Genomic DNA, 22,301 nt, shown 5'->3' with positions numbered 1-22,301 from the left:
CTTTACTTTTAGTTGCGGTTATTGTTGTTACACTTAAATCTCGGCATTAACCCAAGGAGTCAATGATGAAAAAATCTTTTTTAGTCGCATCTAGCCTTGTTATGTCTTTAGGTTTTCATAGTGCTCACGCTCAAAACCCTACTCCGCAACAAGCGTATAACGAGGCAATGCAAACATGCAATCAATTGAGTGACGCAGCTGCTAAACAAAACTGCAAGCGTGATGCCGGCGCTGCCCTGCAGCAAGCAAAACGCACTCCGCCCGCACAGCTTAGCGAGTCCACCTTAACGGAAAACCGTACTGCACGTTGCCGTGCTTTGCAATCCCAGTCTGCTCAAGAAGATTGTGTAGCACAAATGACAGGACAAATCCCTTCTAAAGAGTTTGGCTCAGTCGAAGGCGGGGGTATTTTGCGCGAATCCACTATTACAATTCAAGGTGAACCCACTCAGGTTCAACCAACTAACCCGGTGCGTAGCATTCCAACGCAGCCAGCTCCTATTCGCTAGTACGCAGCTGACGCCTTAGGCCAATACCCATGCGCGGGCCTGGGAAAACGATACTAATGCGCGTCCCTTTGTAATGAGGACGGCTTAATAGGTTCCAGCCCGCCCCATGCGCTAATGCAATTTCTCGCACGATGGCTAGACCTAAGCCCGACCCATCGCTTTGCTGATTATCAGAACCTCGATAAAACGCCTCAAAAAGCTGATGGCTATCGTTAAAGCTAATGCCTATACCATCGTCTTCCACACTTAATGTAGGCGGATTGGCAGTAATACGTAAAGTGATTTGATGTTGAGCCTGAGAATAACGTAGTGCGTTATCTATTAAGTTTCCTAAAAGCTCATCCAATAGCAGCGGATCTGCGTCTACCCAAATTGATTTATCCGGCGCAATTAATCGCAGTGCTAGGTTTTTTTTATGGGTAGGTTGAATCCATTCAGCGCCACTGGTACGTGCCCATTCACATAAATCCAAACGCACAAATCGATCTTTGGGACTAGCTGCCGCATCCACACGCGCTAAAACCAATAACTGCTGCCCTAGGCGAATCATGCGCTCAGTGCTTAGCTTGATTCGCTCTACAGGAGCACGCATATCTGCTGCCAAGTCTTTAGCCAGCATTAGCTCTGATTCTAAACGTAATGTACTTAGCGGTGTACGCAACTGATGAGCCGCATGTGCAATAAAGCGTTTTTGTGCCACTACACTTTCATCTAAGCGTACTAATAACTGATTGAAATGGTCCACTAAGGGACGGAGTTCAGCTGGCAAATCCTCTGCCACCAAAGGCTGTAACTCATCGGCATCTTGAGCTGCAATATCCGCACCTAAACGCTCAACAGCCTGTAAGCCCGAACGTAGCCCGGCAATAAGCACCCAGCCAAACAAGGCAACCCAAAGCAATTGGCTAAGGAGCATAGTCCAAAAGATATCGCGCAATAACCAGTCTTCCAAGTGCATGCGGCTGGTTAATACCCACGTTACAGCCAAATCCAAAATAACCAGTAACGCTATGGGTGGAAATAGGCGCAGCATTAGGTGCCGAGCAAGGCTACCTTTATGCAAGGATTGGCATAATTGCTTAATGGGTTGCTTCATGGTTAGCCTCTAGGACATAACCAAAACCACGTAGGGTTTGAATGCTTAAACCAGTTGGCTCGAGGCGTTTCCGAAGTCTGTACACATAGACCTCAACAGCATTGTCACTGAAATCGGCCTCGCCGTCGGAGAGAAACTGAATAATTTGCTGCTTGGTAACGACCTTGCCCGCGCGCTGCATTAGCAATTGCAATAAAGAGAACTCGCGTACAGAAACAGCCAAGCGTTGACCCGCGTACAGTAATTCCTTGTACTCCATGTCGAGCTGCAAGTTGCCTACCTGAAGTAACTGTTGATTATGACCAGGGTAACGTCTGGCTAGTACACGAACCCGGGCAGCAAGTTCCGCTAGCTCAAAGGGTTTGGTGACATAATCATCGGCCCCCGCATCTAAGCCAGCCACCCGATCCTCGAGGGCATCTCGTGCAGTTAAAATCAAAACAGGCACCTCGTGACCGTGTTGACGTAACTCACGTAATACTTCTAACCCACTTTTGCCCGGTAGGTTTAAGTCAAGTACCAGCAAATCGGCTGGATAATGCTCTAACTGTGACAGCAGCTGATCACCGCGGGTAATCAGCTGTGTTTGATATCCCTGAGCCTGTAAAAAGTCCTGCAAAGCAGGACCTAATACATGATCGTCTTCAATAATTAATAATCGCATACCACGATTTTATACTGATTGGCGGCATTTAGGGAGCCTCAGATGTGGTCGCAGTGCTATTTGGTCGTGTGACAAAACCCAAGCGCGCTAAGCCAGAGGCTTTAGCATTACTCATCACCTGAGCCAGTAGCTCGTAGCGGGTATCTTGATCGGCACGTATGCGAATTTCTGGTTGTGGTGTTTCTAATGAATAAGGCTGCAAGGTGGCAGTCAAGTCGTCTAATTCGACCTTGTCATTATCTAAGTACAACTCACCATCTAGCGTAATAGCCAAATCCAAATACTTTGTTTCGTTTTCCACTGCTTGAGCAGAAGCCTGAGGTAACTGCACAGAAATAGAATGAGTCAGTAGTGGCGCTGTAATAAGAAAAATAACCAACAACACCAACATCACATCAATCAAAGGTACCATGTTGATTTCAGCATTCGTGGCATTATGTGAGCTACTGCGATCAAAGCTTCCAAATGACATGATTAGTCCTTATTTTCCAGAATGGGATCTGCCGTTACGCTCTGTAACCTGTTGCCCAGTGGTCAAGAAAGTAAATAGATCATGCGCAAACGCATCCAATTGCGCCAAGTAAACGCGATTAGCACGCACAAAAGCGTTATAAGCCAAAACAGCAGGAATAGCCACAGCCAAACCTAGACCCGTCATAATCAGCGCCTCGCCCACTGGGCCAGCAATGCTGTTAAGAGCCACTTCGCTAGACAAGCCAATATTGATCAACGCATGGTAAACGCCCCAAACCGTACCAAACAAGCCCACAAAAGGTGAGGTTGAACCAACTGATGCCAATAAGGTTAAACCGTTTTCTAAGCGAGCGGTTTCCTCATCAATGACTTTACGCATAATTCGGGTCACAAAAGCTTGGGTAGAACCTTTTTCCTCAAGACGCATAGCCCCATATTTGGTGTGATGGCTTTCGGCATGTATAGCATGACTTGCTAGATGAGCAAAAGGTTCGGATGCGCCATGAGTGGCAATTTCATTTTTCACCTGCTCTAGCGAGCTAGCTGCCCAGAACTCTCGTAAAAAACGTTTAGACCGTTTTTTTAAGCGTATATTGGTAATACTTTTGACAATGATTAAGTACCAACTGGCAATTGACATTAATAAAAGAACCACAAATAAGCTTTTTCCCACCCAGTCGCTTTGAGCAATAAAATGCAGCATACCGCCCTCTTGGGCCTCTGCCTGGGTTAAGGGAGCAGGCGCTAACGCATTAGTGGTATTTGCTAATGCTTGTGTGGCCTGCTGAACAGGTTCTTGTAAATCAGTGCTCGCACTGCTGAGTTGCGCTACGCTGACAATGAGCGCATCAAATAGCTCCTGCATCATGCCTGAGTCCTATAAAACAAAATCAAAAGGGATATCGGCCATTGCTCTATAGGCAACGCCATTTTCGGTATACGGTTTAAACTTCACTTTTCTTACAGCACTAAGCGCGGCCTCGTCCAAACGTGCGTGGCCTGAGGTATTTTTCACCCAGACCTCAAGCACTGTTCCTTGTGTAGAGATAAGCACACGGACAATGACTGTACCTTGCTCGTTGCGTCGTTGTGAGGCGCGTGGATACACAGGCCGTGGTGGTGCGCCTAAATAGTTAACTTGACCAATAACACGAGGTTGGTTGGGATCAATGGCTTTGGCTTGCTGGCCCCCAGCCGGTTTCTGGGAGTCTGCTGGCTTGGGTGCTGTGGCAGGCTTAGCCACCTCAGCCACTTTTTTGGGCTCGGGTTTAGGCTCAGGTTTTGGCTTGGGTTTAGGCTGAGGCTTGGGTTGTGGTTTGGGTTTGGGTTTTTCCACTACAGGCTCAGGAATCACCGGATCCTCGACTATAGGCTCGGGCTCTGGTTCTGGCTCTGGCTCTGGCTCTGGCTCCGGTTCGATTTCAGGCTCGGGCTCCGGTTCCGGTTCCGGTTCCGGTTCGATTTCAGGCTCGGGCTCAGGTTCTGGTTCCGGCTCAATTTCAGGTTCGGGTTCGGCCTCTACTGTTTCCTCGGTGACCTCATCTGCTATCTCATCTGCTACGCTATTTTCCTCTAGCTCACTAAGGTCAAACAAGCTGACACCGATGACTTCTTCTTGTGCCGGCTCGCCCGCTAATTTTGGCTGTGAGCTATGCAATAAAAAGGCCAGTACACTAGCATGTAAACCTACGGCTGCAGCAATACCTGTGAGCTTGAGCCAGAGGCGCGAACGTTCCAACGGGTGATGGGATGGATGAGGCATACCTACATTTACTATTAAAATGGTAAAGGCACGACATAACCGTGCCTAACTAAAGCGCCATCTTAGCAGTAATGATAATAGTTATCAATAGCATTTAAGTAATCAATGGTCAGCCAAGCCTTCTGCAAATTGCTCTAAAGCCTCTGCACCTTGTATTTCTTGCTCTTGTAACCATAAATGATGTTGCGGTAGCTTGCCTAGTCGCTGCTCAATTTGTTGTAAATAGTTATTTTGACGCGTTAAGTGCGCCTGCCAAAAACCGCCCTCAAGCTGGGGCGGCAACAAGCGGTTAATCACTAAACCTGCGACGTTCACACCAATATCATTTAAGGATTGAACTGCGCGCTCTGTTTCTAATATTGGCAAGCGCTCGGCTGTTAAAACAAAAATAAAACTGGCTAACTTGGGATCATGCAACACACGCCTTGCATGGTGAAATAAGCTTTGACGAGCCTCTAGTGTTTGCACCAGCTCTTGGCTTTTCTCATCTAAGTCTGCATGTTTGGTTTGGTGTGGGCTTTTAAAAATATTGTTTACATCTTTACCAGGACTAAGATGTGCCAGCACTTTGCCTAGTTGCTCGGAACGTTTGTTATGCCTAAGCAAGCCATCTGTCCATGCCGCCATAACCTCGGGCAGACTTAGTAAACGTAATGTATGGCCTGTAGGAGCTGTATCAAAAATAATTAGATCGTACTCATTTAATCCATCGTGCAATAACTGCGCCATACGCTCAAGCAAGGCGGCCTCTTGGGCCCCAGGCGATAAACGGGATAAACGCAAATGACGTTGCAGCTCGTGGATTTGGTCGGGCCCAGCATAGCGTCGCATTTGCGCTAAAACCCGATCTAGATATAAATCGACCTCTTTTTCTGGGTCCAGTTCTAGAGCATGTAAGCGTTGTAGTAAGTGCACCGGTGTACTGCCAACAGAGCGACCAAATACGTCGCTTAGGCTATGAGCGGGATCAGTAGACACTAACAACACGTGTTTATTAAAGGTAGTCGCAGCCTTGACGGCCATGGCTGCTGATACCGTTGTTTTACCTACCCCGCCCTTGCCACCCACAAGTATGACTTGCTGCTGCATAAGCTGTGAAAAAGGAATACTCATTTAGCAGCACCTAAAATGATCAAGCGGCGAACGCTCCATGCCCATGCGCGTATGCCAATCGTGAAAACGCTCTAAAAGAATAGGTTGCAACTCTAGTGTGTACCATGAAGCGGGATTGGGTATACCCATCATTTCGGCAAACACAAGCAACATAAATAAATCGTCCTCTTCGCGCTTGGCTCGAGCTATAGCCGCTCGATAAGGCGCATTGTAGAACTCAGTTCCTAATTCGTTAGCTTGATGACACCACTCTCGAATCGATGACCATGCGCCTTTCATAACACAAACTCCTTAGGTTGTAGCCTGAATGGCTTTACGTTTTTCTGTACGCAAAGCACTGACACACTCTAGAGTAACTAATATGGCAGCCACTAGCACCACCACATCTAGCCCCAATAAAAACCAATCTTTTTTCAGGTAGAAATCATGCAGTTGAAGCAGTAAAGCGGCTAAAGTCATGACCAACAGAAACGCTAATGGCCAAATCACATAGGTAGCCGTAATACGCTTGCGCACCAACATAACGGCAATAACCAATAAAGTTAAGCCAGCCAGCAATTGGTTTGTGGTACCGAATAAAGGCCAGATAATTAAACCACCTGAGCCATCAGCGCCACCCGCGCCAAAGGCCAAGACCAAGCAGCTTGCCACAGCCAATAGCGTGGCTGGGAATGGCTTGCCTAGCCAACCGATATTGTAGATTTCACCCCACTCTTGGAAGATATAGCGCTGCAAACGCAAACCCGTGTCCATGGTGGTACCTGCAAATAAAGCCGCCATAACCGTTAACATGGTGGCAGCGATTTCAGAGTTAAAACCTAAGCCCGCATGCAAGATAGTGGCACCACCATTTACAAAAGCGGCAACCCCACCTTTTCCAAACGAGTCATACACTGCTTGCCAATCGGCCAAGGTGGCAAAACCAGCGCTCGCAGCGATGATGGCTGCCAAAGCTAGGGCTCCCTCGCCAATCGCACCAAAATACCCAACAAAACGGGCATCGGATTCCTTATTGAGCTGTTTAGAGGTCGTGCCAGAAGCCACCAAGCCATGAAAACCTGAAATAGCGCCACACGCAATGGTCACAAATAACAGCGGAATCATGGATGGCGTACCCGCAGGAACATTTGCATTAATAGCCGGAGCAACCACAGTCGGATTGGCAATGAACACAGCCACATACAACAAGCCCAACCCCACAAAAAGCTGCAAACCATTAATGTAGTCACGTGGCTGCAATAGCATCCATACAGGTAATAGCGAAGCCACTGCAGCGTAAAAGAACAAAAGCAAAATCCAAGTCGCACTAGCTGATAAGCCCATTACGGTCTCGGGCAATACAACGGGCACATCTGGGCCTATATAGATAAGCCAGTACAGCACAGCCACACCAATAACGGAAACCCAAAATAAATTCGCCTTAACACGATAAATCATTTGACCAATGACCAAAGCGACGGCAATTGCCCCCCAAACGGGAACAACAGAACCTGGGTTATTAATGAGCAAACCAGCAATCACCACACCAAACACCGCGTTTACCATTAACAGCACAAGGAAAATCACGATCATAAACACAGAGCGGGCACGTTTTCCTACCACATCGCCCGTTAAAGCACCTACGGATTTAGCTTTATTGCGAACACTGGCCCACACCGCACCAAAATCGTGAACACCAGCAAAAAAAATGGTACCCAAGGTAACCCACAAGAAAGCGGGTAACCAGCCCCAAATAACCGCAATCGCTGGCCCCACAATGGGAGCAGCCCCAGCTACAGAAGTAAAGTGGTGGCCCCATAGTACGTACTTATTCGTAGGTACAAAATCGACGCCATCCTCGAACTCGTGCGCAGGCGTTGGGATGGAGTCATCCAGCTGATAGATTTTTTCCGCTATAAACCGTGAATAAAAGATGTAGCCTAAGGCCATACCACCCAAGCCTAAGACCACAAGTACAATTGCACTCATAATCTTCCCCTTATTAATCACCTAGCCAAAATGACTAGAGTTATAGTGTGCTGCTGGCGTGAGCACTATGTATAACAAATGTAATACATAGTATCCACCTGACTTTCCCTAGGAAGACAGCGTTAGTCATTTGGGTCGGTGGGTATAAAGAGGAAATAAAGCCTAAAGCCTCTGACTTTAGTTGATTATTAATTTTGAGTAGAGGTAAAAGAAATAGGCAAAAAAAAAGAACTAAGCTTTCGCATTAGTTCAATTTTTAGACTAGGTGGTGGGTGTTGACGGGATCGAACCGCCGACCTACGCCTTGTAAGGGCGCCGCTCTACCAGCTGAGCTAAACACCCATCTAGTACTACTTAGATCGTTCAGCAAATTAAAAAGAGCTTTAAAAAAGCTCTTGTCATACAACAAGATGGTGGGTGTTGACGGGATCGAACCGCCGACCTACGCCTTGTAAGGGCGCCGCTCTACCAGCTGAGCTAAACACCCATTTGGTCCTGCTGCATGTCGTTCTGCTGTGACGACAAAAAGAAGTATAGGACGCCTAGAAAATAAATGCAAGCTTTATTTAACATTTAATTTCAGCGCCCTACTTTTATTAATTGACTGCGTCGCGCAGCGCTTTACCTGGACGGAACTTAGGTACGATGGCTTCTTTGATTTCAATCGTTTCGCCAGTACGTGGGTTACGGCCTGTACGTGCAGCACGCTCAGAAACAGCAAAAGTACCGAAACCAACAAGTGTGACGGATTCTTTTTCTTTAAGAGTAGTTGTCACTGCGTCAATAAAAGCGTCTAGTGCACGACCCGCATCAGCTTTGGACAAATCAGCTTTGTTGGAAATGAAGTCGATTAGCTCAGTTTTATTCATTTAAGAATTACCCCTGAATGATGTGTAACAGCGTTTAGAGGGTCCTAAACGCTGCGTTGAAAAAATGGTTGGCAATGATCCAGCTATTAAGCATAACAGAGCAATTACACAATCATGCGGTATTAAGCCTAGATTTGCTGTTCATGTCAAGCAAAAACACGCTGAAAGCCGCATTAATACAGTGTTTTTAACATTTAAACAGGCTCTTGTGAACTCTTGACAGAGCAAAAAAACTGTCAATTATGAATTAAGCTTGAATTGCTTTAGCGCCTGATCAAAGTCTTGGATCAAGTCTTGAGTGTCTTCGATACCAATGGAGATACGTAATAAGTTATCAGCAATCCCCATTAGGGCACGTTGCTCTGGCCCCATTTCATAATAAATGGTGTGCGCCACTGGTAACACCAAACTACGATTATCCCCTAGATGCGTAGATAAAACAAAAACCTGTAGTTGATTCAGAAAATCAAATACATCAATATCTGCATGCAGCTCTACGCTAAGCAAGCCCCCATAGCAATCACCAAAATAGTCTGTAGCGCGTTGGTGTTGAGGATGATGCGCTAAACCTGGGTAATGCACCTGCACCACAGCAGCTTGGGTTTCAAGAAAACGCGCCAAGCTTAATGCATTATGACAGGACTGCTTCAGCCTTAAAGATAGCGTCTCGGCCCCAATAGCTAATCGGTGCGCGGTGTCTGACGACATAGCAGCACCCATATCACGTAGACCTTTTTTCTTGATCTGGGTTAACCCCCACCCTTGAGGGTTGCCCGTTCGGTACGAATCAAAAATATTAGGGTAGCTAGCCCAGTCGAATAACCCTGTATCTGTGACCGTACCCCCTAAGGCATGGCCGTGACCCCCAATGGCTTTAGAGAGCGAATTGATGGCTAAGCCTGCTTTAAATTTTTTAGCAGGCGCTAACCAAGGCGTACTTAAAGTATTATCAATCACGAACAGTAGATTTTGCTCTGCACACCATTCGCCTATACCTTGTAAGTCTGCCAACAGCGTGCTTGGGTTAGCAATGGTTTCACTAAACACCATCCGTGTATTCGGCTGCAAAGCGGCCTTTACATACTGAACATCTGTGGCGTCAACCAGAGTTACCTCTACACCTAGCTGCTGCAATGTACCCAACATACTGTTGGTGTTGCCAAAAATATATTTGCTGCATATTAGGTGATCGCCTTGACGCAACAAGGTAAAAAAAGTGGCATGAATAGCCGCCATTCCTGAGGCAAAGCTTACACTGCCAGTGCCTTGTTCCATTTGGGTAATTTTTCTTTCTAAGGCCGCAGTAGTGGGTGTGCCCTGACGCGCATAGCTAAACCCTGGCTTGCCTTGAAAAACAGCAGCCAATTCTCTTGCATCAGTGTAAGCATACTCTGAAGAGGGGTGCAAAGGCTGATGGACTGCACCGTATTCCACACCCGCTCGACGATCCGCATGCACTAAGGCAGTAGTAAAACCATTTTTTTTCATAATGAACCTAAGAGGATACTGACAACACAAGAAGCGACTGACGTCGCCTTAGTGATTATGCTGTGATTCGACCTGGACTTAAATGCCAGATCTAGATAATTTAGTTATATTAGACGGTTTGACGTTGGCGTAATGTCTCGTATAAACAAACGGCACTGGCTACGCTCACATTCAAACTCTCGACCGAGCCAAGCATGGGAATACTAACCAGCTCATCACAAGTTTCCCTAGTCAGGCGACGCATGCCCTCGCCTTCGGCCCCCATGACCCATGCCATGCCGCGGTGTCCATCGACCTGATGAATTGATTCCTGCGCTTGGTCATCCGTGCCCACTAACCAAATATCGCGTTCACGCAATTGACGCATGGTGCGCGCTAAGTTGGTAACCGTTATATACGGTAATGTCTCGGCTGCCCCGCATGCCACGCGGCGCACGGTAGCGTTTAATCCAACCGCACGGTCCTTGGGTGCGATGACGGCATGGGCTCCGGCCGCATCGGCAGTACGCAAACACGCGCCTAAATTATGGGGGTCTGTCACACTATCTAAAATAAGCAACAAAGGCTTAACCCCTGCGTCTTCTAGCTCGTCAAGCAAATCATCAATATCTAAAGCCAGTGTAACTTCAGTAGCCATCGCAATCAGGCCTTGGTGTTTGACGCCTTTAGCCATTGCGTCTAAGCGCTGTTTTTCTACAAAGAGCAAACGCAAGCCGGCCTGTTCGGCTTGAGCAATAAAGTTTTGCATTCGCTTGTCACGTCTGGCATTTTCTACATAGAGTTCTTTGATGGTATCTGCCGCATGACGAATACGAGCCTGTACCGCATGAAAGCCCGCTAGCATTTGCAATGACATATAACTTTCCTATTTAAATAATCTTAACGACGCGAACGTTTTTTTAATTTCGCTTTACGTGTGGCCGCCTGTTCTTCGATAGCGGCTTTACGCGCTGCTTTGCGCGCCGCAGCACGACGCTCGCTGGCGGTTCCTTTTAGCTCTTTAGGTTTAGTTGAGGCTGCTTTTTTATGACTACGACCGGATCTTTCATCCTCTTTGGGTTTAGTCAGTTTTTTAAAGCTTGTGCCTTCAATTAAACGAAAATCTATTTTACGCGTTTCTAGGTTAACCCGAGCGACTTGGACCTGTACCGCATCCGTTAATTTGTAACGTATGCCAGTACGCTCACCACGCAAATCATGTGTGGCTTCATTGAAATGAAAATAATCAGACCCTAGCTCTGAGATATGCACCATACCCTCGACGTAAAGCGAGTCCAGCGTGATAAAAATACCAAACGGAGCAACCCCAGTAATTTTGCCACCATACACCTCGCCCACATGGTCTTTCATGAAATAACACTTCAACCAGGCCTGCACATCGTAAGAGGCTTCATCTGCACGCCGCTCACGCGCTGAGAGCACAATGCCTAGGCGCTCCCATAAAGAGTGCTCACGTTGATTGCGTGTTAGAAGCTCATCCCCTTCCTCGGGAGGCAGGTCTGGCACATAACGCTTTGCTTTTAAAATGCTCTTGATAACACGATGGGTAAGCAAATCCGGGTAGCGTCGAATGGGTGAAGTGAAGTGGGTATAAAGTGGGTAAGCCAAACCAAAGTGCCCACTATTATCCGGACTGTAAATAGCCTGCTGTAAAGAGCGCAAACACATGGTCTGGATAATTTCAAAGTCGGTACGCCCTTTAGCTTGCTCGATCACACGCGCAAAATCAGCAGTAGTCGGCTCATCCCCGCCTTCAAGCTGCAAACCAAGAGTACGTAAATACTCTTTGAAAGTGTGAAGTTTTTCTACCGTGGGCCCTTCGTGCACACGGTATAAACCAAAGCGTTTATGGCGTGTCATGAAGTCAGCAGCGCAGGTGTTTGCCGCTAGCATGAACTCCTCGATAAGCTTATGGGCATCATTACGCACCAACGGCTCGATACGCTCAATACGACCTAGATCATTGCATACAATTTTGGTTTCAACGGTATCAAAATCAATCGCCCCCCGCTCTTTACGTTGGGCATGTAGCAAGGTGAAGAGCTCATAGCTGCTCTGAACCATAGGGTAAAGATCAGCCAAATGGTGGGCAGCTGGACCCGACGGTTGTTGTAGGGCATCCCAAATTTGCGTATAAGTGGTGCGTGCATGTGAATGAATCACAGCAGGATAAAACTGGTAAGCCGTCACTTTGCCTGCGCGTGCGCCCTCACCCGCAACAACCATATCGCAGACCAAAGCTAAACGGTCCTCTCCGGGGTTAAGCGAACAAATACCATTGGAAAGCGCTTCGGGCAGCATGGGAATGACGCGACGTGGAAAATACACACTGGTCCCACGCTCGAAGGCGTCTTCGTCAAGAGGATCTTTGGGTTTCACATAGTGACTGACATCAGCAATAGCTACCAACAAGCGCCAACCCTTGCGATAGGTTTTACCACGCCCAATATTTATTTCTTCGCAATACACTGCGTCATCGAAATCTCGTGCATCCTCGCCATCAATAGTAATAAAAGCCAAGTCACGTAAGTCCATACGCCCTTGGAAATCAGCGGGTTTGACTTGCTGAGGGATTTTCGCGGCTTGCTTTAAAGTGGCTTGAGAGAAGTCGAGCGGCACATCAAATTTACGCACCGCAATTTCAATTTCCATACCTGGGTCATCTATTTCCCCCAACACCTCGATAATACGGCCTTGGGGCTGCAAATGACGGGCAGGTTGTCTGGTAATTTCAACGGTAACGACTTGCCCGGGACGGGCTTGCGCTATGTCTGCAGGCGCAATAAAGATATCGTGCTTAATACGCTGGTCTTCGGGAGCGACCGTAAAAATACCGTGTTCTTGGTGCAAACGCCCCACTAGACGATTGGTAGAACGCTCTAGTACCTCGACAATAGACGCCTCGGGCTTGCCACGGTATTCACCATTGTGACGAACCAATACGCGATCCCCATGCAGGACACGCGTCATTTCATTGGGTGACAGAAATAAATCCGGCCCTTGTTTATCGTCGCGGATTAAAAAGCCAAAACCGTCACGATGGCCTTGAACGCGCCCGGAGATAAAGCGCGTGGTCTGGTTGAGTTTGACGCGCTGTTTCGCGTCCAGCAAAAGTTGCTCGTCACGCACCATCGCCATTATGCGTTTCTCTGCCCCTAATGATAATGGATAAGCAATATGTAATTGCTGAGCTAATTGCTCTAGAGAAACCGCTTTAGATTGGTCGCGTAAGCAGCTTAATATGTCTTCACGACTTGGGACGTAAGGGTCAAAGTCGGGGGGTAAATCATAGCGGTCCAAACCCTCGTCCAGATCATGATTAGGAGTAGTGTTTTTTTTGGTCAAAGGGGACTTCCATTTTGAAAAAGGTAAGTTTATAATTTTTTCTTTACTGCTTATTTTAACGCTATTTACTTAGCTAGCAGTAAATACTACGACAGTTTTTTACTGCCTAACACATAGCATACAACGATATGCCCAGGTGGCGGAATTGGTAGACGCGCACGGTTCAGGTCCGTGTACCGCAAGGTGTGAAGGTTCAAATCCTTTTCTGGGCACCATCTTTCTCTTATCTTCCTCGTAAAACAAAAAACCTAACGGAACACCGGTTTCTTGGTTTTAGCTTTTACATCTAAATAAACAAAAGCAAAACCAAAAGTCTGGTCGCTGTTGTTTAGGCTAGGGTTTGCCTCAAGGCGAAGAATCATTCCTAGAAACGCACCGAGCAGCCAACCCATTTGACTTAATCGGCACACGGTACACATTACCCACTTTGCATCTAATTCAAGCTTACTATATGTCAATCTAGAGCTCCAGTCAGGTTTTATCGTTCTTATGGTAACAACGCCCTTAATAAGACACCAGACGACCGGAGCGCGCCACCCTCTTTTCTTTTACTTAGGCTAGGTCTTAGGCCGGCTTCATTGCTGCTAGGCTTAAATGCAAGCCGACAAGTCGAGCTATAGTTGCAAAGATAAATGAGTGCCTTTAACGCGTGTTTTTGCAAAAGCATTTTTTCATGGGTAGAATTATTAGCTTTTTGCAGTATGGCAAACGTAATTGAGCCCTTATCAGGTTTTATTTTGCTGTACTGTGTGTTCATTGAGAATGATTCACAGAGTTTTTACCCTGAATTCTGTGCCGCATCATTCCATGCTGACACACTTAGCCAGCAGCGCTAACCGTGTCACTTCTGTTTACCCCCTTTACAGAGCGTCAGGCCATAAATTGTTATCTTAATGCAGACACAATGGTCTGTTTGTTGTGCTTTGCCACCAATTGGCGCGGGAAAACGCTCGTATTTATACGTAAATCAGACCCACATTACATCTATAGACTTATATGATTTAGTCTACAAGACAACAAGAACAACTTGCTGCAACGCACAATACATCGAAAATAATTTTTTACATTTGTTTATTTTAAAATTAAAGGGCAAAAAATGAGGATTGGTATTCCCAAGGAGACACTACCCGGTGAAACACGGGTAGCGGCTACCCCAAAAACCGTCGAACAACTCATTAAACTAGGTTATGAGGTCTACATTGAGCATCATGCAGGTCAATTGGCTTATTTTGATGATCAGACGTATATCAATGCAGGTGCAACGGTAGTTGACACGGCTACGGCGTGGTCTTGTGAGATGGTGTTTAAAGTTAACCCACCTCAACTAGATGAAGTGACTCAACTGCAAGCAAATACTGTCTTAGTGAGTTTTATATGGCCAGCGGCTCAAACTGAACTCATCACTGCGTTGCAAGCTAAAAATGTGACTACACTAGCCATGGATATGGTGCCACGCTTATCGCGTGCCCAAGCGATGGATGCGTTGTCGTCTATGGCTAATATCAGTGGATACCGAGCAGTGGTCGAAGCGGCTAGCGAGTTTGGTCGTTTTTTCACAGGACAAATTACGGCCGCCGGTCGCGTTCCTGCCGCTGAGGTATTGGTCATTGGTGCGGGTGTAGCAGGTTTATCTGCTATTGGCGCGGCAATGCAGCTGGGTGCTATTGTTAAAGCATTCGATACTCGCTTAGAAGTCGCTGAACAAATCCAGTCTATGGGCGGTGAGTTTCTAAAGCTAGACTTTCCTGTACAAACCACAGGCGCTGGCGATGGCTATGCCACGACCATGAGCGATGAGTTTATTGCGGCAGAGATGAAACTGTTTGCGCAGCAGGCCAAACAAGTCGATATCATCATTACGACTGCTGCCATTCCAGGCAAAAAAGCCCCTGTGCTGATCACTAAAGAAATGGTCGACAGCATGAAGCCCGGTTCTGTCATTGTGGATTTGGCAGCTCCTACGGGGGGTAACTGTGAGTACACCGTACCCGGTCAAATGATCACTACTTCTAATGGTGTAAAAGTCATTGGTTATACCGATTTGGTAAACCGTTTACCTGGGCAATCGTCGCAGCTGTATTCAACTAACTTAGTGAACCTAGCTAAGTTGCTAACTCCTAATAAGGATGGGGTTTTAGAACTTAACCAAGACGATACCATTGTACGCAACATGATGGTGACACATGATGGCAACCTTATGTACCCGCCTCCTGCCATACAGGTTTCCGCTGCACCTAAAGCCACTCCCCAACCTAAAATAGAAAAAATACCAGCCAAACCCATGCCGCTTTGGAAAAAGTGCATTCCTATTGGGATACTGGTTTTGCTGTTCTTATGGTTAGGAGCCAATGCGCCTGCCGCATTTTTAAACCACATGATTGTGTTTGTTTTATCGTGTGTGGTTGGTTATTACGTGGTGTGGAATGTCACGCACTCTTTACACACTCCTTTGATGTCTGTCACAAACGCTATCTCTGGCATTATTATCGTGGGAGCCCTTTTGCAAATCGGCCAAGGCAACGGTTTTGTCTCTGTATTGGCTTTTATTGCTATTTTGATCGCTAGTATTAATATTTTTGGCGGCTTCTATGTTACACGACGTATGCTGAAAATGTTCCGCAAAGACAGCTAATAAGCACTGGAGTTTACCTATTATGTCTCATGGTTTAGTCACAGCGGCTTATATTATTGCTGCGGTGTTATTTATTCTTAGCTTGGCAGGCTTATCACGCCAAGAATCTGCTAAAAACGGCAATTTATTTGGTATTGCCGGAATGGCTATTGCTTTAATAGCTACTATTTTTAGTGACAATGCATCCGGCTTCTCTTGGATCATTATTGCTATGCTGATCGGTGCTGTCATTGGTATTTATAAAGCCAAACGTGTCGAGATGACCGAAATGCCAGAGCTGATTGCCTTACTGCATAGTTTTGTCGGTATGGCTGCCGTACTGGTGGGTTACAACAGCTACTTTAATGCCCATACCGTCCTGCCGGAAATGCATACCATCCATTTAGTAGAAGTATTTGTGGGTGTGTTTATTGGTGCCATTACTTTTACTGGCTCCTTAGTGGCTTTTGGCAAACTCAATGGCAAAATCTCAAGCAAACCTTTACAGCTGCCTTTTAAACACGGTTTGAACTTGGCTGCGTTGATTTTAGCCGCCCTACTGCTTAGTTGGTTTATGAAAGCCGATGGCTCTGTGGTTGCTTTATTCCTGATGACACTGATTGCTTTTGCATTTGGCTGGCATTTGGTCGCAGCAATCGGTGGCGCTGACATGCCCGTCGTGGTGTCCATGCTGAACTCATATTCAGGTTGGGCGGCTGCGGCGGCAGGTTTTATGCTGGAAAACGACTTGCTGATCGTAACCGGTGCTTTGGTAGGTTCATCCGGGGCCATTTTGTCGTACATTATGTGTCAGGCCATGAACCGCTCATTCATTTCTGTGATTGCCGGCGGTTTTGGTTCCGATGGTAGTTCTAGCGCCAGCGCGGACATCGAGGGCGAACACCGTGAGATCCAGCCTGCAGATGTCGCTGATATGCTTAAAAATGCCAAATCAGTCATCATCACTCCTGGTTACGGCATGGCAGTAGCTCATGCGCAAAATACCGTGGCAGAAATCACAGACAGTTTACGTCGCCAAGGTATTCAGGTTCGTTTTGGAATTCATCCTGTTGCGGGGCGTTTGCCTGGGCACATGAACGTTTTATTGGCTGAGGCCAAAGTTCCCTATGACATTGTGCTTGAAATGGATGAAATCAATGATGATTTTGCCGAAACCGATTTGGTTTTAGTTATTGGAGCCAATGATACCGTTAACCCAGCGGCTGCCACAGACCCAAACAGCCCCATTGCGGGCATGCCTGTATTGCATGTTTGGGAAGCTCAAAACGTGATTGTATTTAAACGCTCAATGAGTTCTGGCTACGCCGGCGTACAAAACCCATTATTTTTTAACGAGAACAGTTTCATGTGTTTTGGGGATGCCAAAGCTACCCTAGAAAGCATTCAGAAAGCGCTCTAAAGCATAAAACTGACTGACAGAAGCCCTTTGCTCTCAGGAGCAAAGGGCTTTTTTTATCTAGGTCAGCATGTTAAGGTTTAACAACGCTAATCATTCGATCACGAATTATTACAGGAATAATCATGTATCCCATAACTATTTTTACGCAACGCTTACGTCAAGTTAGTGCTGCCACCCTATTTGGTCTTGGACTAATAAGCTCTGGTATAGCCCATGGGGCTGATGCCAAGGGCAGTGTCCATCTGGCTTATGTCGAGTGGTCTTCCGAGGTTGCTTCTACGAATGTCATGCGTGTGCTCTTAGAAAAAGCCGGCTTTGATGTAAAGATGAGCTCATTATCTGCCGCTGCCGTTTGGCAAGCTATTGCTACCGGCGATGCTGATGCTACCTTGGCCGCTTGGCTGCCCACAACGCATGCGGACTATTATGAACAGCTTAAAGACCAAATTGACGACTTAGGGCCCAATTTAGACGGCACCAAGCTAGGCTTAGTGGTTCCTGCCTATACGGAAGCCACAACTATCGAAGACCTAAACACCAAAGCCAGTGACTTTAATCGTGAAATTATCGGCATTGACCCAGGTGCAGGCCTGCAAAGTCTCACTGAACAAGTCGTCAAAGACTACAAGCTCAAACTACGACTACGTGATGGTAGCGACGCCACCATGACTGCGGCGTTAGCGAATGCCATTAAAAACAATGAGGACATCGTAGTAACAGGTTGGACTCCACACTGGATGTTTGCTCGCTGGGATCTCAAATACCTAGAAGACCCAAAAAATGTTTACGGCGGTGCTGAGCAAATTCATACCATTGCACGCAAAGGCCTAAAAGAAGATCAGCCGGCTGCTTACGCTATTTTGGATCAGTTCGAATGGACTCCCGACGATATGGGTGAAATTATGCTCATGAACGAAGAGCCTAATAGCGATCCTTATGCCAATGCCAAAAAATGGGTTGAAGATCACCCCGAGAAGCTAGAAAAATGGTTGGCTTCTGAATAATCTGTCCCTCTATGACTGAGGTTACGGTATAGATAGGCTGTATCGTAACCTCAGACTTACGCACCCTATTTGTGTCTGATGAACGATCAAAAAATTAAAATTAAAGTGCGTAACCTCAGTAAAGTTTTTGGCTCACACCCAAAACGAGCACTGGAATTACGCCAACAAGGTCTAAAGCGACCTGAAATTCTCGAAAAAACAGGCCAAACCTTAGGTCTGTATAACATCAACTTTGATGTGTACGAAGGTGAACTACTTGTCATTATGGGCCTCTCTGGCTCGGGCAAATCCACCTTAATTCGCTGCTTAAATCGATTAATTGAGCCATCTACAGGCCAAATCTTTATCGATGAAGAAGAAATCACGCAAGCCCCAGAGAAAAAACTACTTGAAATGCGTAGACGTTTTTTTTCTATGGTGTTCCAAAATTTTGCCTTATTTCCGCACCGTACCGTTTTAGAGAATGTAGAGTTCGGTTTAGAAATCCGTGGCATCGCCAAAAGCGAGCGCACAGCAATTGCGCAAAACACCCTCCAACAAGTGGGCTTAGAAAATTGGGCTAACGCTTATCCCAATCAACTTTCAGGTGGCATGCAACAGCGCGTAGGTATTGCACGCGCTATCGCCAACGATGGCGGCGTACTACTGATGGATGAAGCTTTTTCCGCTTTGGACCCCTTAATTCGTAAAGACATGCAGCAAGAGCTGCAAGAGCTTCAGTACCGAACGAAAAAAACCACTATTTTTATTACCCACGATTTAGATGAAGCGCTAAATATAGGCGACCGTATTATTTTGCTAAAAGACGGTGAGATTGTGCAGCAAGGCACACCGGAAGAAATTCTAACGCAACCGGCTGATGAATACGTAGCCCGCTTTATTGAAGGGGTGGATAAAACCCGCATCCTAAGTGCCAGTTGTGCTATGCGTCCAGTGCGCGCCACGGCACGCCCATCGGATGGCCCCCATACCACGGCGCGCAAAATGCGTGATAACGACGTGGAAATGCTCTTTGTACTGCAACGAGATCGTCGCTTAGTAGGTCTAATTGATAGCGCGGCATTAAAAACAGCTCTACGCGATGGAGCTAGCAGCATTGAAAACTACATTTCTACTGATGTGCTTACGGTTAGCCCCGATGAGCCTTTAAGTTCTATTTTTGGTTTATTTGGTGACCGCAGCATTCCTCTGGCTGTACTCAATGATCAACGCCAACTCTTGGGCGTTATTGTCAAAGGTGCCGTCTTAGATGAACTTGCTAAAGCCGGAGAGCCGTTATGATGTCTACTATCCCATCGCTTCCTTTAAGTGCATGGATTGATTCCGCACTAAATTTTCTTACTTCCCACTTCGCTGGCGTGACACGCAGCATTGCCCGCTTCACAGAAAATGCCTTAGATCATTTAAATGATGGCTTACTTTTTGTGCCAGAGTGGTTGCTGATTGCATTGGTAGCACTACTGTGCTGGCGCGCCTCTGGTTGGCGCTTAGCTTTAGGCTCGGTATTAGGTTTAGGGTTGATCTGGAATTTAGGGTTATGGATGCCCACCATACAAACCTTAACCTTAGTTGTATTTGCCACGTTGGTGGCGGTCTGTATTGCCCTACCTATAGGTATAGTTGCGGCCTTATCCAACCGGCTTTATCGGCTAGTGATGCCTTTGTTGGATTTTATGCAGACCATGCCTGCTTTTGTTTATCTCATCCCTGCTATACCGTTTTTTGGCATTGGCTCCGTTTCCGCAATTTTTGCCACGGTGATTTTCTCTATGCCACCTGCTATTCGTCTTACCATATTAGGCATTCGTCAGGTGCCCACAGACTTAATCGAGGCAGCTGATGCATATGGTGCCACACCAATGCAAAAACTAATAAAAGTCCAACTCCCTCTCTCTTTGCCCACTATTATGGCAGGGGTTAATCAAACGATTATGTTGGCTTTGTCTATGGTGGTTATTGCAGCCATGATTGGGGCAGACGGTCTAGGCAGTGAAGTATGGCGCGCTATTCAACGCCTACGTCCTGGGGAAGGCTTTGTTGCAGGTATTGCCGTGGTGATCTTAGCTATGATTCTGGATCGACTAACTCAGTCATTGCAACGACCTAAAAAAGATCGCTCTTCTGACTAAAAGTCTTAATTTCTGATCTTCAAATGTACAGCCTCTTTAAAGCAGGATCTCTTCCATGCTTTAAAGAGGCTGTTTGCTAAGGTATTGGTTTTTACTTAGTATGGAAAAATGTATCAGCAAGTAGACCCTAGCAAACGCTTTTTGCAAATGCCTTATACTACTGATTCCCTTTAGACGTAGTTGTAATAGCCTAACTAGGACAAGCACATGAAAAAAAAGCTAACTACACTCGCCTTACTAGGTGGCCTACTGACTAGCCCATTTGCTTGGGCCGACTGGAAAGTAAATGATGAGCAATCTCATTTTAGTTTTCTTTCTGTTAAAGCAGCCAAGGTCGGCCCCGATGCGGCTACAGAGGTTCATCGCTTTAAACATATTCAAGGCAACTTAAAAAAAGACGGTTCCTTTGAGCTCTCCATCCCCATTAAAGGCCTAGCTACTGGTATTGAAATACGTGATGAACGGATGATGGAAATGCTTTTTAAGGAATCCACGTATGCAGCCATTGCCATTAAAGGTGCCGTAGATGCCTCACAGTTGAGCGCACACAAGGCAGGCCAATTTAAAGATATCGAGGTAGAGGCAGAGCTGACTATTTTAGATCAAACTCACCCCATAAAAACCACATTGCGTTATACCGCACTCGATAACGATCGTTTTATGGTCAGTACACTTAACCCGATTATCATCAACGGCAACGAGTTCAATTTAAGTGAAGGCCTAGTTAGTTTAAGAGAAATTGCTGGTTTGGCTTTTATTTCACACACTGTACCCGTGGATTTTGATTTGATTTTTGATCCAGAGCGCGACAACTCTCGCCCTTGAAAACGAGAAAACCCATCAACAAAACTAAGCATCCCAACCAAAAAACGGAGCCAACGCTCCGTTTTTTCATAAGGTCTTATACATCACAACGCATCATGCGATGGTCGATATTAGCGTCTTGGTAGATCTCACCAAATGGCTGAAAACCAAAGGTTTTGTAAAAGCCCAATGCCTGCAGCTGTGCCGATAAAAACACCGTACTATCGCCTCTTTTTTTGGCCTCCTGCATTAAGGTCATTAACACCTGACCACCTAGTCCTTGACCACGATAGCTAGCTTTAACAGCCATGCGCCCTATATGAGCATTAGGTAACAAACGGCCGGTAGCAACGGGCTCGCCTAATGACCCATACACTACGGCATGAATACAAAACGGGTCGAACTCATCAAGCTCTATTTCTGCTGGCACATTCTGCTCTTGGACAAACACCTCAAAACGAACTGCTGTCGCATCCTGCTTTAAATCTGACCACGCCCCCACGACGCACTTTTCTTTACTAGCCATAATATTCCCTAAAACAAGTCAAACAACTCCTCAAACTGCGTCACATTTAAATAGCGTGCTGCACCAAACCCAGCCACTAAACGCAACTCAAGAGGACGCAAGCGCACCAGATGGAAATCAGCAAAATCAAACATAAAAGCTGCCTCGGGAAAGCGCTCGCAATATCTAGTTTTAGCACGATCGAAGTTTGCTGCGTCGTTTTTTTATCAATAAACTGGGCATGAACATGCATGCTTAAACGCACCAGGTCATGAACTGAGCCAAATTCAGGCTCAGCCTCAGTTACCATTAGTGACACATCTTCGTCATTTAGCCTTAAATTCGCGCTATGTGCAGCTAAATCGCTTATATGCATCAAAAAGCACTTTTGCTCTGTATCGATTGCATACGGAACCAAAGATAAAAAAGGACTATGCTTTGCGTTTACGGTTGCCAGACTAGCCACGCGTTGCTGTGTGAGCAATTTATGGACGATCTCAGGCCATTTTTTCTCGTGTGTCATTATTTTCTATATGTAAA

The 22,301-nt window shown here is 46.4% G+C and carries 23 protein-coding genes and 3 tRNA genes; 8 read left to right on the top strand and 18 right to left on the bottom strand.

Going from position 1 to position 22,301, the window contains the following annotated elements:
* The first annotated feature begins 62 nt into the window (after positions 1-62).
* Complete coding sequence (locus tag ACBP46_RS05160) at positions 63-509, top strand: hypothetical protein (protein WP_371015672.1); 447 nt, start codon at positions 63-65, stop codon at positions 507-509.
* On the opposite strand, the gene ACBP46_RS05155 is transcribed toward ACBP46_RS05160, so the two are convergent.
* The 14 genes from ACBP46_RS05155 to rnr form a co-directional block, all read right to left on the bottom strand.
* Positions 499-1,605, bottom strand: a complete 1,107-nt coding sequence (locus ACBP46_RS05155) for a sensor histidine kinase (RefSeq protein WP_371015671.1) — start codon at positions 1,603-1,605, stop codon at positions 499-501. The genes ACBP46_RS05160 and ACBP46_RS05155 overlap by 11 nt on opposite strands.
* On the bottom strand, positions 1,589-2,269 hold the full coding sequence (locus tag ACBP46_RS05150) for a response regulator transcription factor (protein ID WP_371015670.1): 681 nt from the start codon (positions 2,267-2,269) through the stop codon (positions 1,589-1,591). The genes ACBP46_RS05155 and ACBP46_RS05150 overlap by 17 nt, the downstream gene beginning before the upstream one ends.
* A 28-nt stretch (positions 2,270-2,297) precedes the next feature.
* Positions 2,298-2,741, bottom strand: a complete 444-nt coding sequence (locus ACBP46_RS05145; RefSeq protein WP_371015669.1) for an ExbD/TolR family protein — start codon at positions 2,739-2,741, stop codon at positions 2,298-2,300.
* Positions 2,742-2,750: 9 nt separating this feature from the next.
* Entirely contained in the window at positions 2,751-3,611 is an 861-nt protein-coding gene (locus tag ACBP46_RS05140) for a MotA/TolQ/ExbB proton channel family protein (RefSeq protein ID WP_371015668.1), read from the bottom strand.
* Positions 3,612-3,620: 9 nt separating this feature from the next.
* Complete coding sequence (locus tag ACBP46_RS05135) at positions 3,621-4,505, bottom strand: energy transducer TonB (RefSeq protein WP_371015667.1); 885 nt, start codon at positions 4,503-4,505, stop codon at positions 3,621-3,623.
* A 102-nt stretch (positions 4,506-4,607) separates the two neighbouring features.
* Positions 4,608-5,618 carry an ArsA family ATPase gene (locus ACBP46_RS05130; RefSeq protein WP_371015666.1) on the bottom strand — a complete coding sequence of 337 codons (1,011 nt, stop codon included), beginning with the start codon at positions 5,616-5,618 and terminating at the stop codon, positions 4,608-4,610.
* Complete coding sequence (locus tag ACBP46_RS05125; RefSeq protein WP_371015665.1) at positions 5,619-5,897, bottom strand: cory-CC-star protein; 279 nt, start codon at positions 5,895-5,897, stop codon at positions 5,619-5,621. It abuts the gene before it with no gap.
* Between the two features lie 12 nt (positions 5,898-5,909).
* Positions 5,910-7,586: a carbon starvation CstA family protein gene (locus ACBP46_RS05120; protein ID WP_371015664.1), complete on the bottom strand. Its 1,677-nt coding sequence runs from the start codon at positions 7,584-7,586 to the stop codon at positions 5,910-5,912.
* Between the two features lie 266 nt (positions 7,587-7,852).
* Positions 7,853-7,928 (bottom strand) — tRNA-Val (locus tag ACBP46_RS05115).
* Positions 7,929-7,997: 69 nt separating this feature from the next.
* Positions 7,998-8,073: transfer RNA gene (locus ACBP46_RS05110), tRNA-Val, on the bottom strand.
* Between the two features lie 109 nt (positions 8,074-8,182).
* The gene (locus ACBP46_RS05105) at positions 8,183-8,455 is read right to left on the bottom strand and encodes an HU family DNA-binding protein (protein ID WP_371015663.1); all 273 of its coding nucleotides are present in this window, start codon (positions 8,453-8,455) and stop codon (positions 8,183-8,185) included.
* Positions 8,456-8,695: 240 nt separating this feature from the next.
* Positions 8,696-9,943, bottom strand: a complete 1,248-nt coding sequence (locus ACBP46_RS05100) for a cystathionine gamma-synthase family protein (RefSeq protein WP_371015662.1) — start codon at positions 9,941-9,943, stop codon at positions 8,696-8,698.
* A gap of 109 nt (positions 9,944-10,052) precedes the next feature.
* Positions 10,053-10,799, bottom strand: a complete 747-nt coding sequence (rlmB, locus tag ACBP46_RS05095; protein WP_371015661.1) for a 23S rRNA (guanosine(2251)-2'-O)-methyltransferase RlmB — start codon at positions 10,797-10,799, stop codon at positions 10,053-10,055.
* A gap of 23 nt (positions 10,800-10,822) precedes the next feature.
* On the bottom strand, positions 10,823-13,288 hold the full coding sequence (rnr, locus tag ACBP46_RS05090; protein ID WP_371015660.1) for a ribonuclease R: 2,466 nt from the start codon (positions 13,286-13,288) through the stop codon (positions 10,823-10,825).
* Positions 13,289-13,418: 130 nt separating this feature from the next.
* Here rnr and ACBP46_RS05085 point away from each other — a divergent pair.
* Positions 13,419-13,503, top strand: a tRNA-Leu gene (locus ACBP46_RS05085).
* A 33-nt stretch (positions 13,504-13,536) separates the two neighbouring features.
* On the opposite strand, the gene ACBP46_RS05080 is transcribed toward ACBP46_RS05085, so the two are convergent.
* Positions 13,537-13,746, bottom strand: coding sequence for a hypothetical protein (locus ACBP46_RS05080; RefSeq protein ID WP_371015659.1), 210 nt, complete (start codon positions 13,744-13,746; stop codon positions 13,537-13,539).
* 638 nt (positions 13,747-14,384) lie between these two features.
* Here ACBP46_RS05080 and ACBP46_RS05075 point away from each other — a divergent pair.
* The 6 genes from ACBP46_RS05075 to ACBP46_RS05050 all read left to right on the top strand — a co-directional run bounded on the left by ACBP46_RS05075 (position 14,385) and on the right by ACBP46_RS05050 (position 21,277).
* Positions 14,385-15,920 carry a Re/Si-specific NAD(P)(+) transhydrogenase subunit alpha gene (locus ACBP46_RS05075; protein ID WP_371015658.1) on the top strand — a complete coding sequence of 512 codons (1,536 nt, stop codon included), beginning with the start codon at positions 14,385-14,387 and terminating at the stop codon, positions 15,918-15,920.
* A gap of 22 nt (positions 15,921-15,942) precedes the next feature.
* Entirely contained in the window at positions 15,943-17,319 is a 1,377-nt protein-coding gene (pntB, locus tag ACBP46_RS05070) for a Re/Si-specific NAD(P)(+) transhydrogenase subunit beta (protein WP_371015657.1), read from the top strand.
* 122 nt (positions 17,320-17,441) lie between these two features.
* Positions 17,442-18,323: a glycine betaine ABC transporter substrate-binding protein gene (locus tag ACBP46_RS05065; RefSeq protein ID WP_371015656.1), complete on the top strand. Its 882-nt coding sequence runs from the start codon at positions 17,442-17,444 to the stop codon at positions 18,321-18,323.
* Between the two features lie 78 nt (positions 18,324-18,401).
* A complete protein-coding gene (locus ACBP46_RS05060; RefSeq protein ID WP_371015655.1) occupies positions 18,402-19,604 on the top strand; it encodes a quaternary amine ABC transporter ATP-binding protein in 1,203 nt (400 codons plus the stop codon).
* Positions 19,601-20,452 (top strand): ABC transporter permease, encoded by an 852-nt coding sequence (locus tag ACBP46_RS05055; protein ID WP_371015654.1) that lies wholly within the window; start codon positions 19,601-19,603, stop codon positions 20,450-20,452. Before ACBP46_RS05060 ends, ACBP46_RS05055 begins: the two co-directional genes overlap by 4 nt.
* Before the next feature lie 207 nt (positions 20,453-20,659).
* Positions 20,660-21,277 carry a YceI family protein gene (locus ACBP46_RS05050; protein ID WP_371015653.1) on the top strand — a complete coding sequence of 206 codons (618 nt, stop codon included), beginning with the start codon at positions 20,660-20,662 and terminating at the stop codon, positions 21,275-21,277.
* Positions 21,278-21,353: 76 nt separating this feature from the next.
* Here the strand turns inward: ACBP46_RS05050 and ACBP46_RS05045 are convergent, their stop codons facing one another.
* From ACBP46_RS05045 to ACBP46_RS05035, 3 genes are read right to left on the bottom strand one after another with little or no spacing between them, the layout of a single operon-like run.
* Positions 21,354-21,782 carry a GNAT family N-acetyltransferase gene (locus tag ACBP46_RS05045; protein WP_371015652.1) on the bottom strand — a complete coding sequence of 143 codons (429 nt, stop codon included), beginning with the start codon at positions 21,780-21,782 and terminating at the stop codon, positions 21,354-21,356.
* An 8-nt stretch (positions 21,783-21,790) separates the two neighbouring features.
* Positions 21,791-21,916, bottom strand: coding sequence for a hypothetical protein (locus ACBP46_RS05040; RefSeq protein ID WP_371016065.1), 126 nt, complete (start codon positions 21,914-21,916; stop codon positions 21,791-21,793).
* A complete protein-coding gene (locus ACBP46_RS05035; protein WP_371015651.1) occupies positions 21,859-22,284 on the bottom strand; it encodes a pyridoxamine 5'-phosphate oxidase family protein in 426 nt (141 codons plus the stop codon). The genes ACBP46_RS05040 and ACBP46_RS05035 overlap by 58 nt, the downstream gene beginning before the upstream one ends.
* Positions 22,285-22,301: the final 17 nt, after the last annotated feature.

The organism is Paenalcaligenes hominis, assembly GCF_041359055.1.
In the GTDB taxonomy this organism is placed as follows: domain Bacteria; phylum Pseudomonadota; class Gammaproteobacteria; order Burkholderiales; family Burkholderiaceae_B; genus Paenalcaligenes; species Paenalcaligenes hominis_A.
The sequence above is the reverse complement of the archived record's forward strand: the minus strand, read 5'-3'. Positions and strand labels throughout refer to the sequence as shown.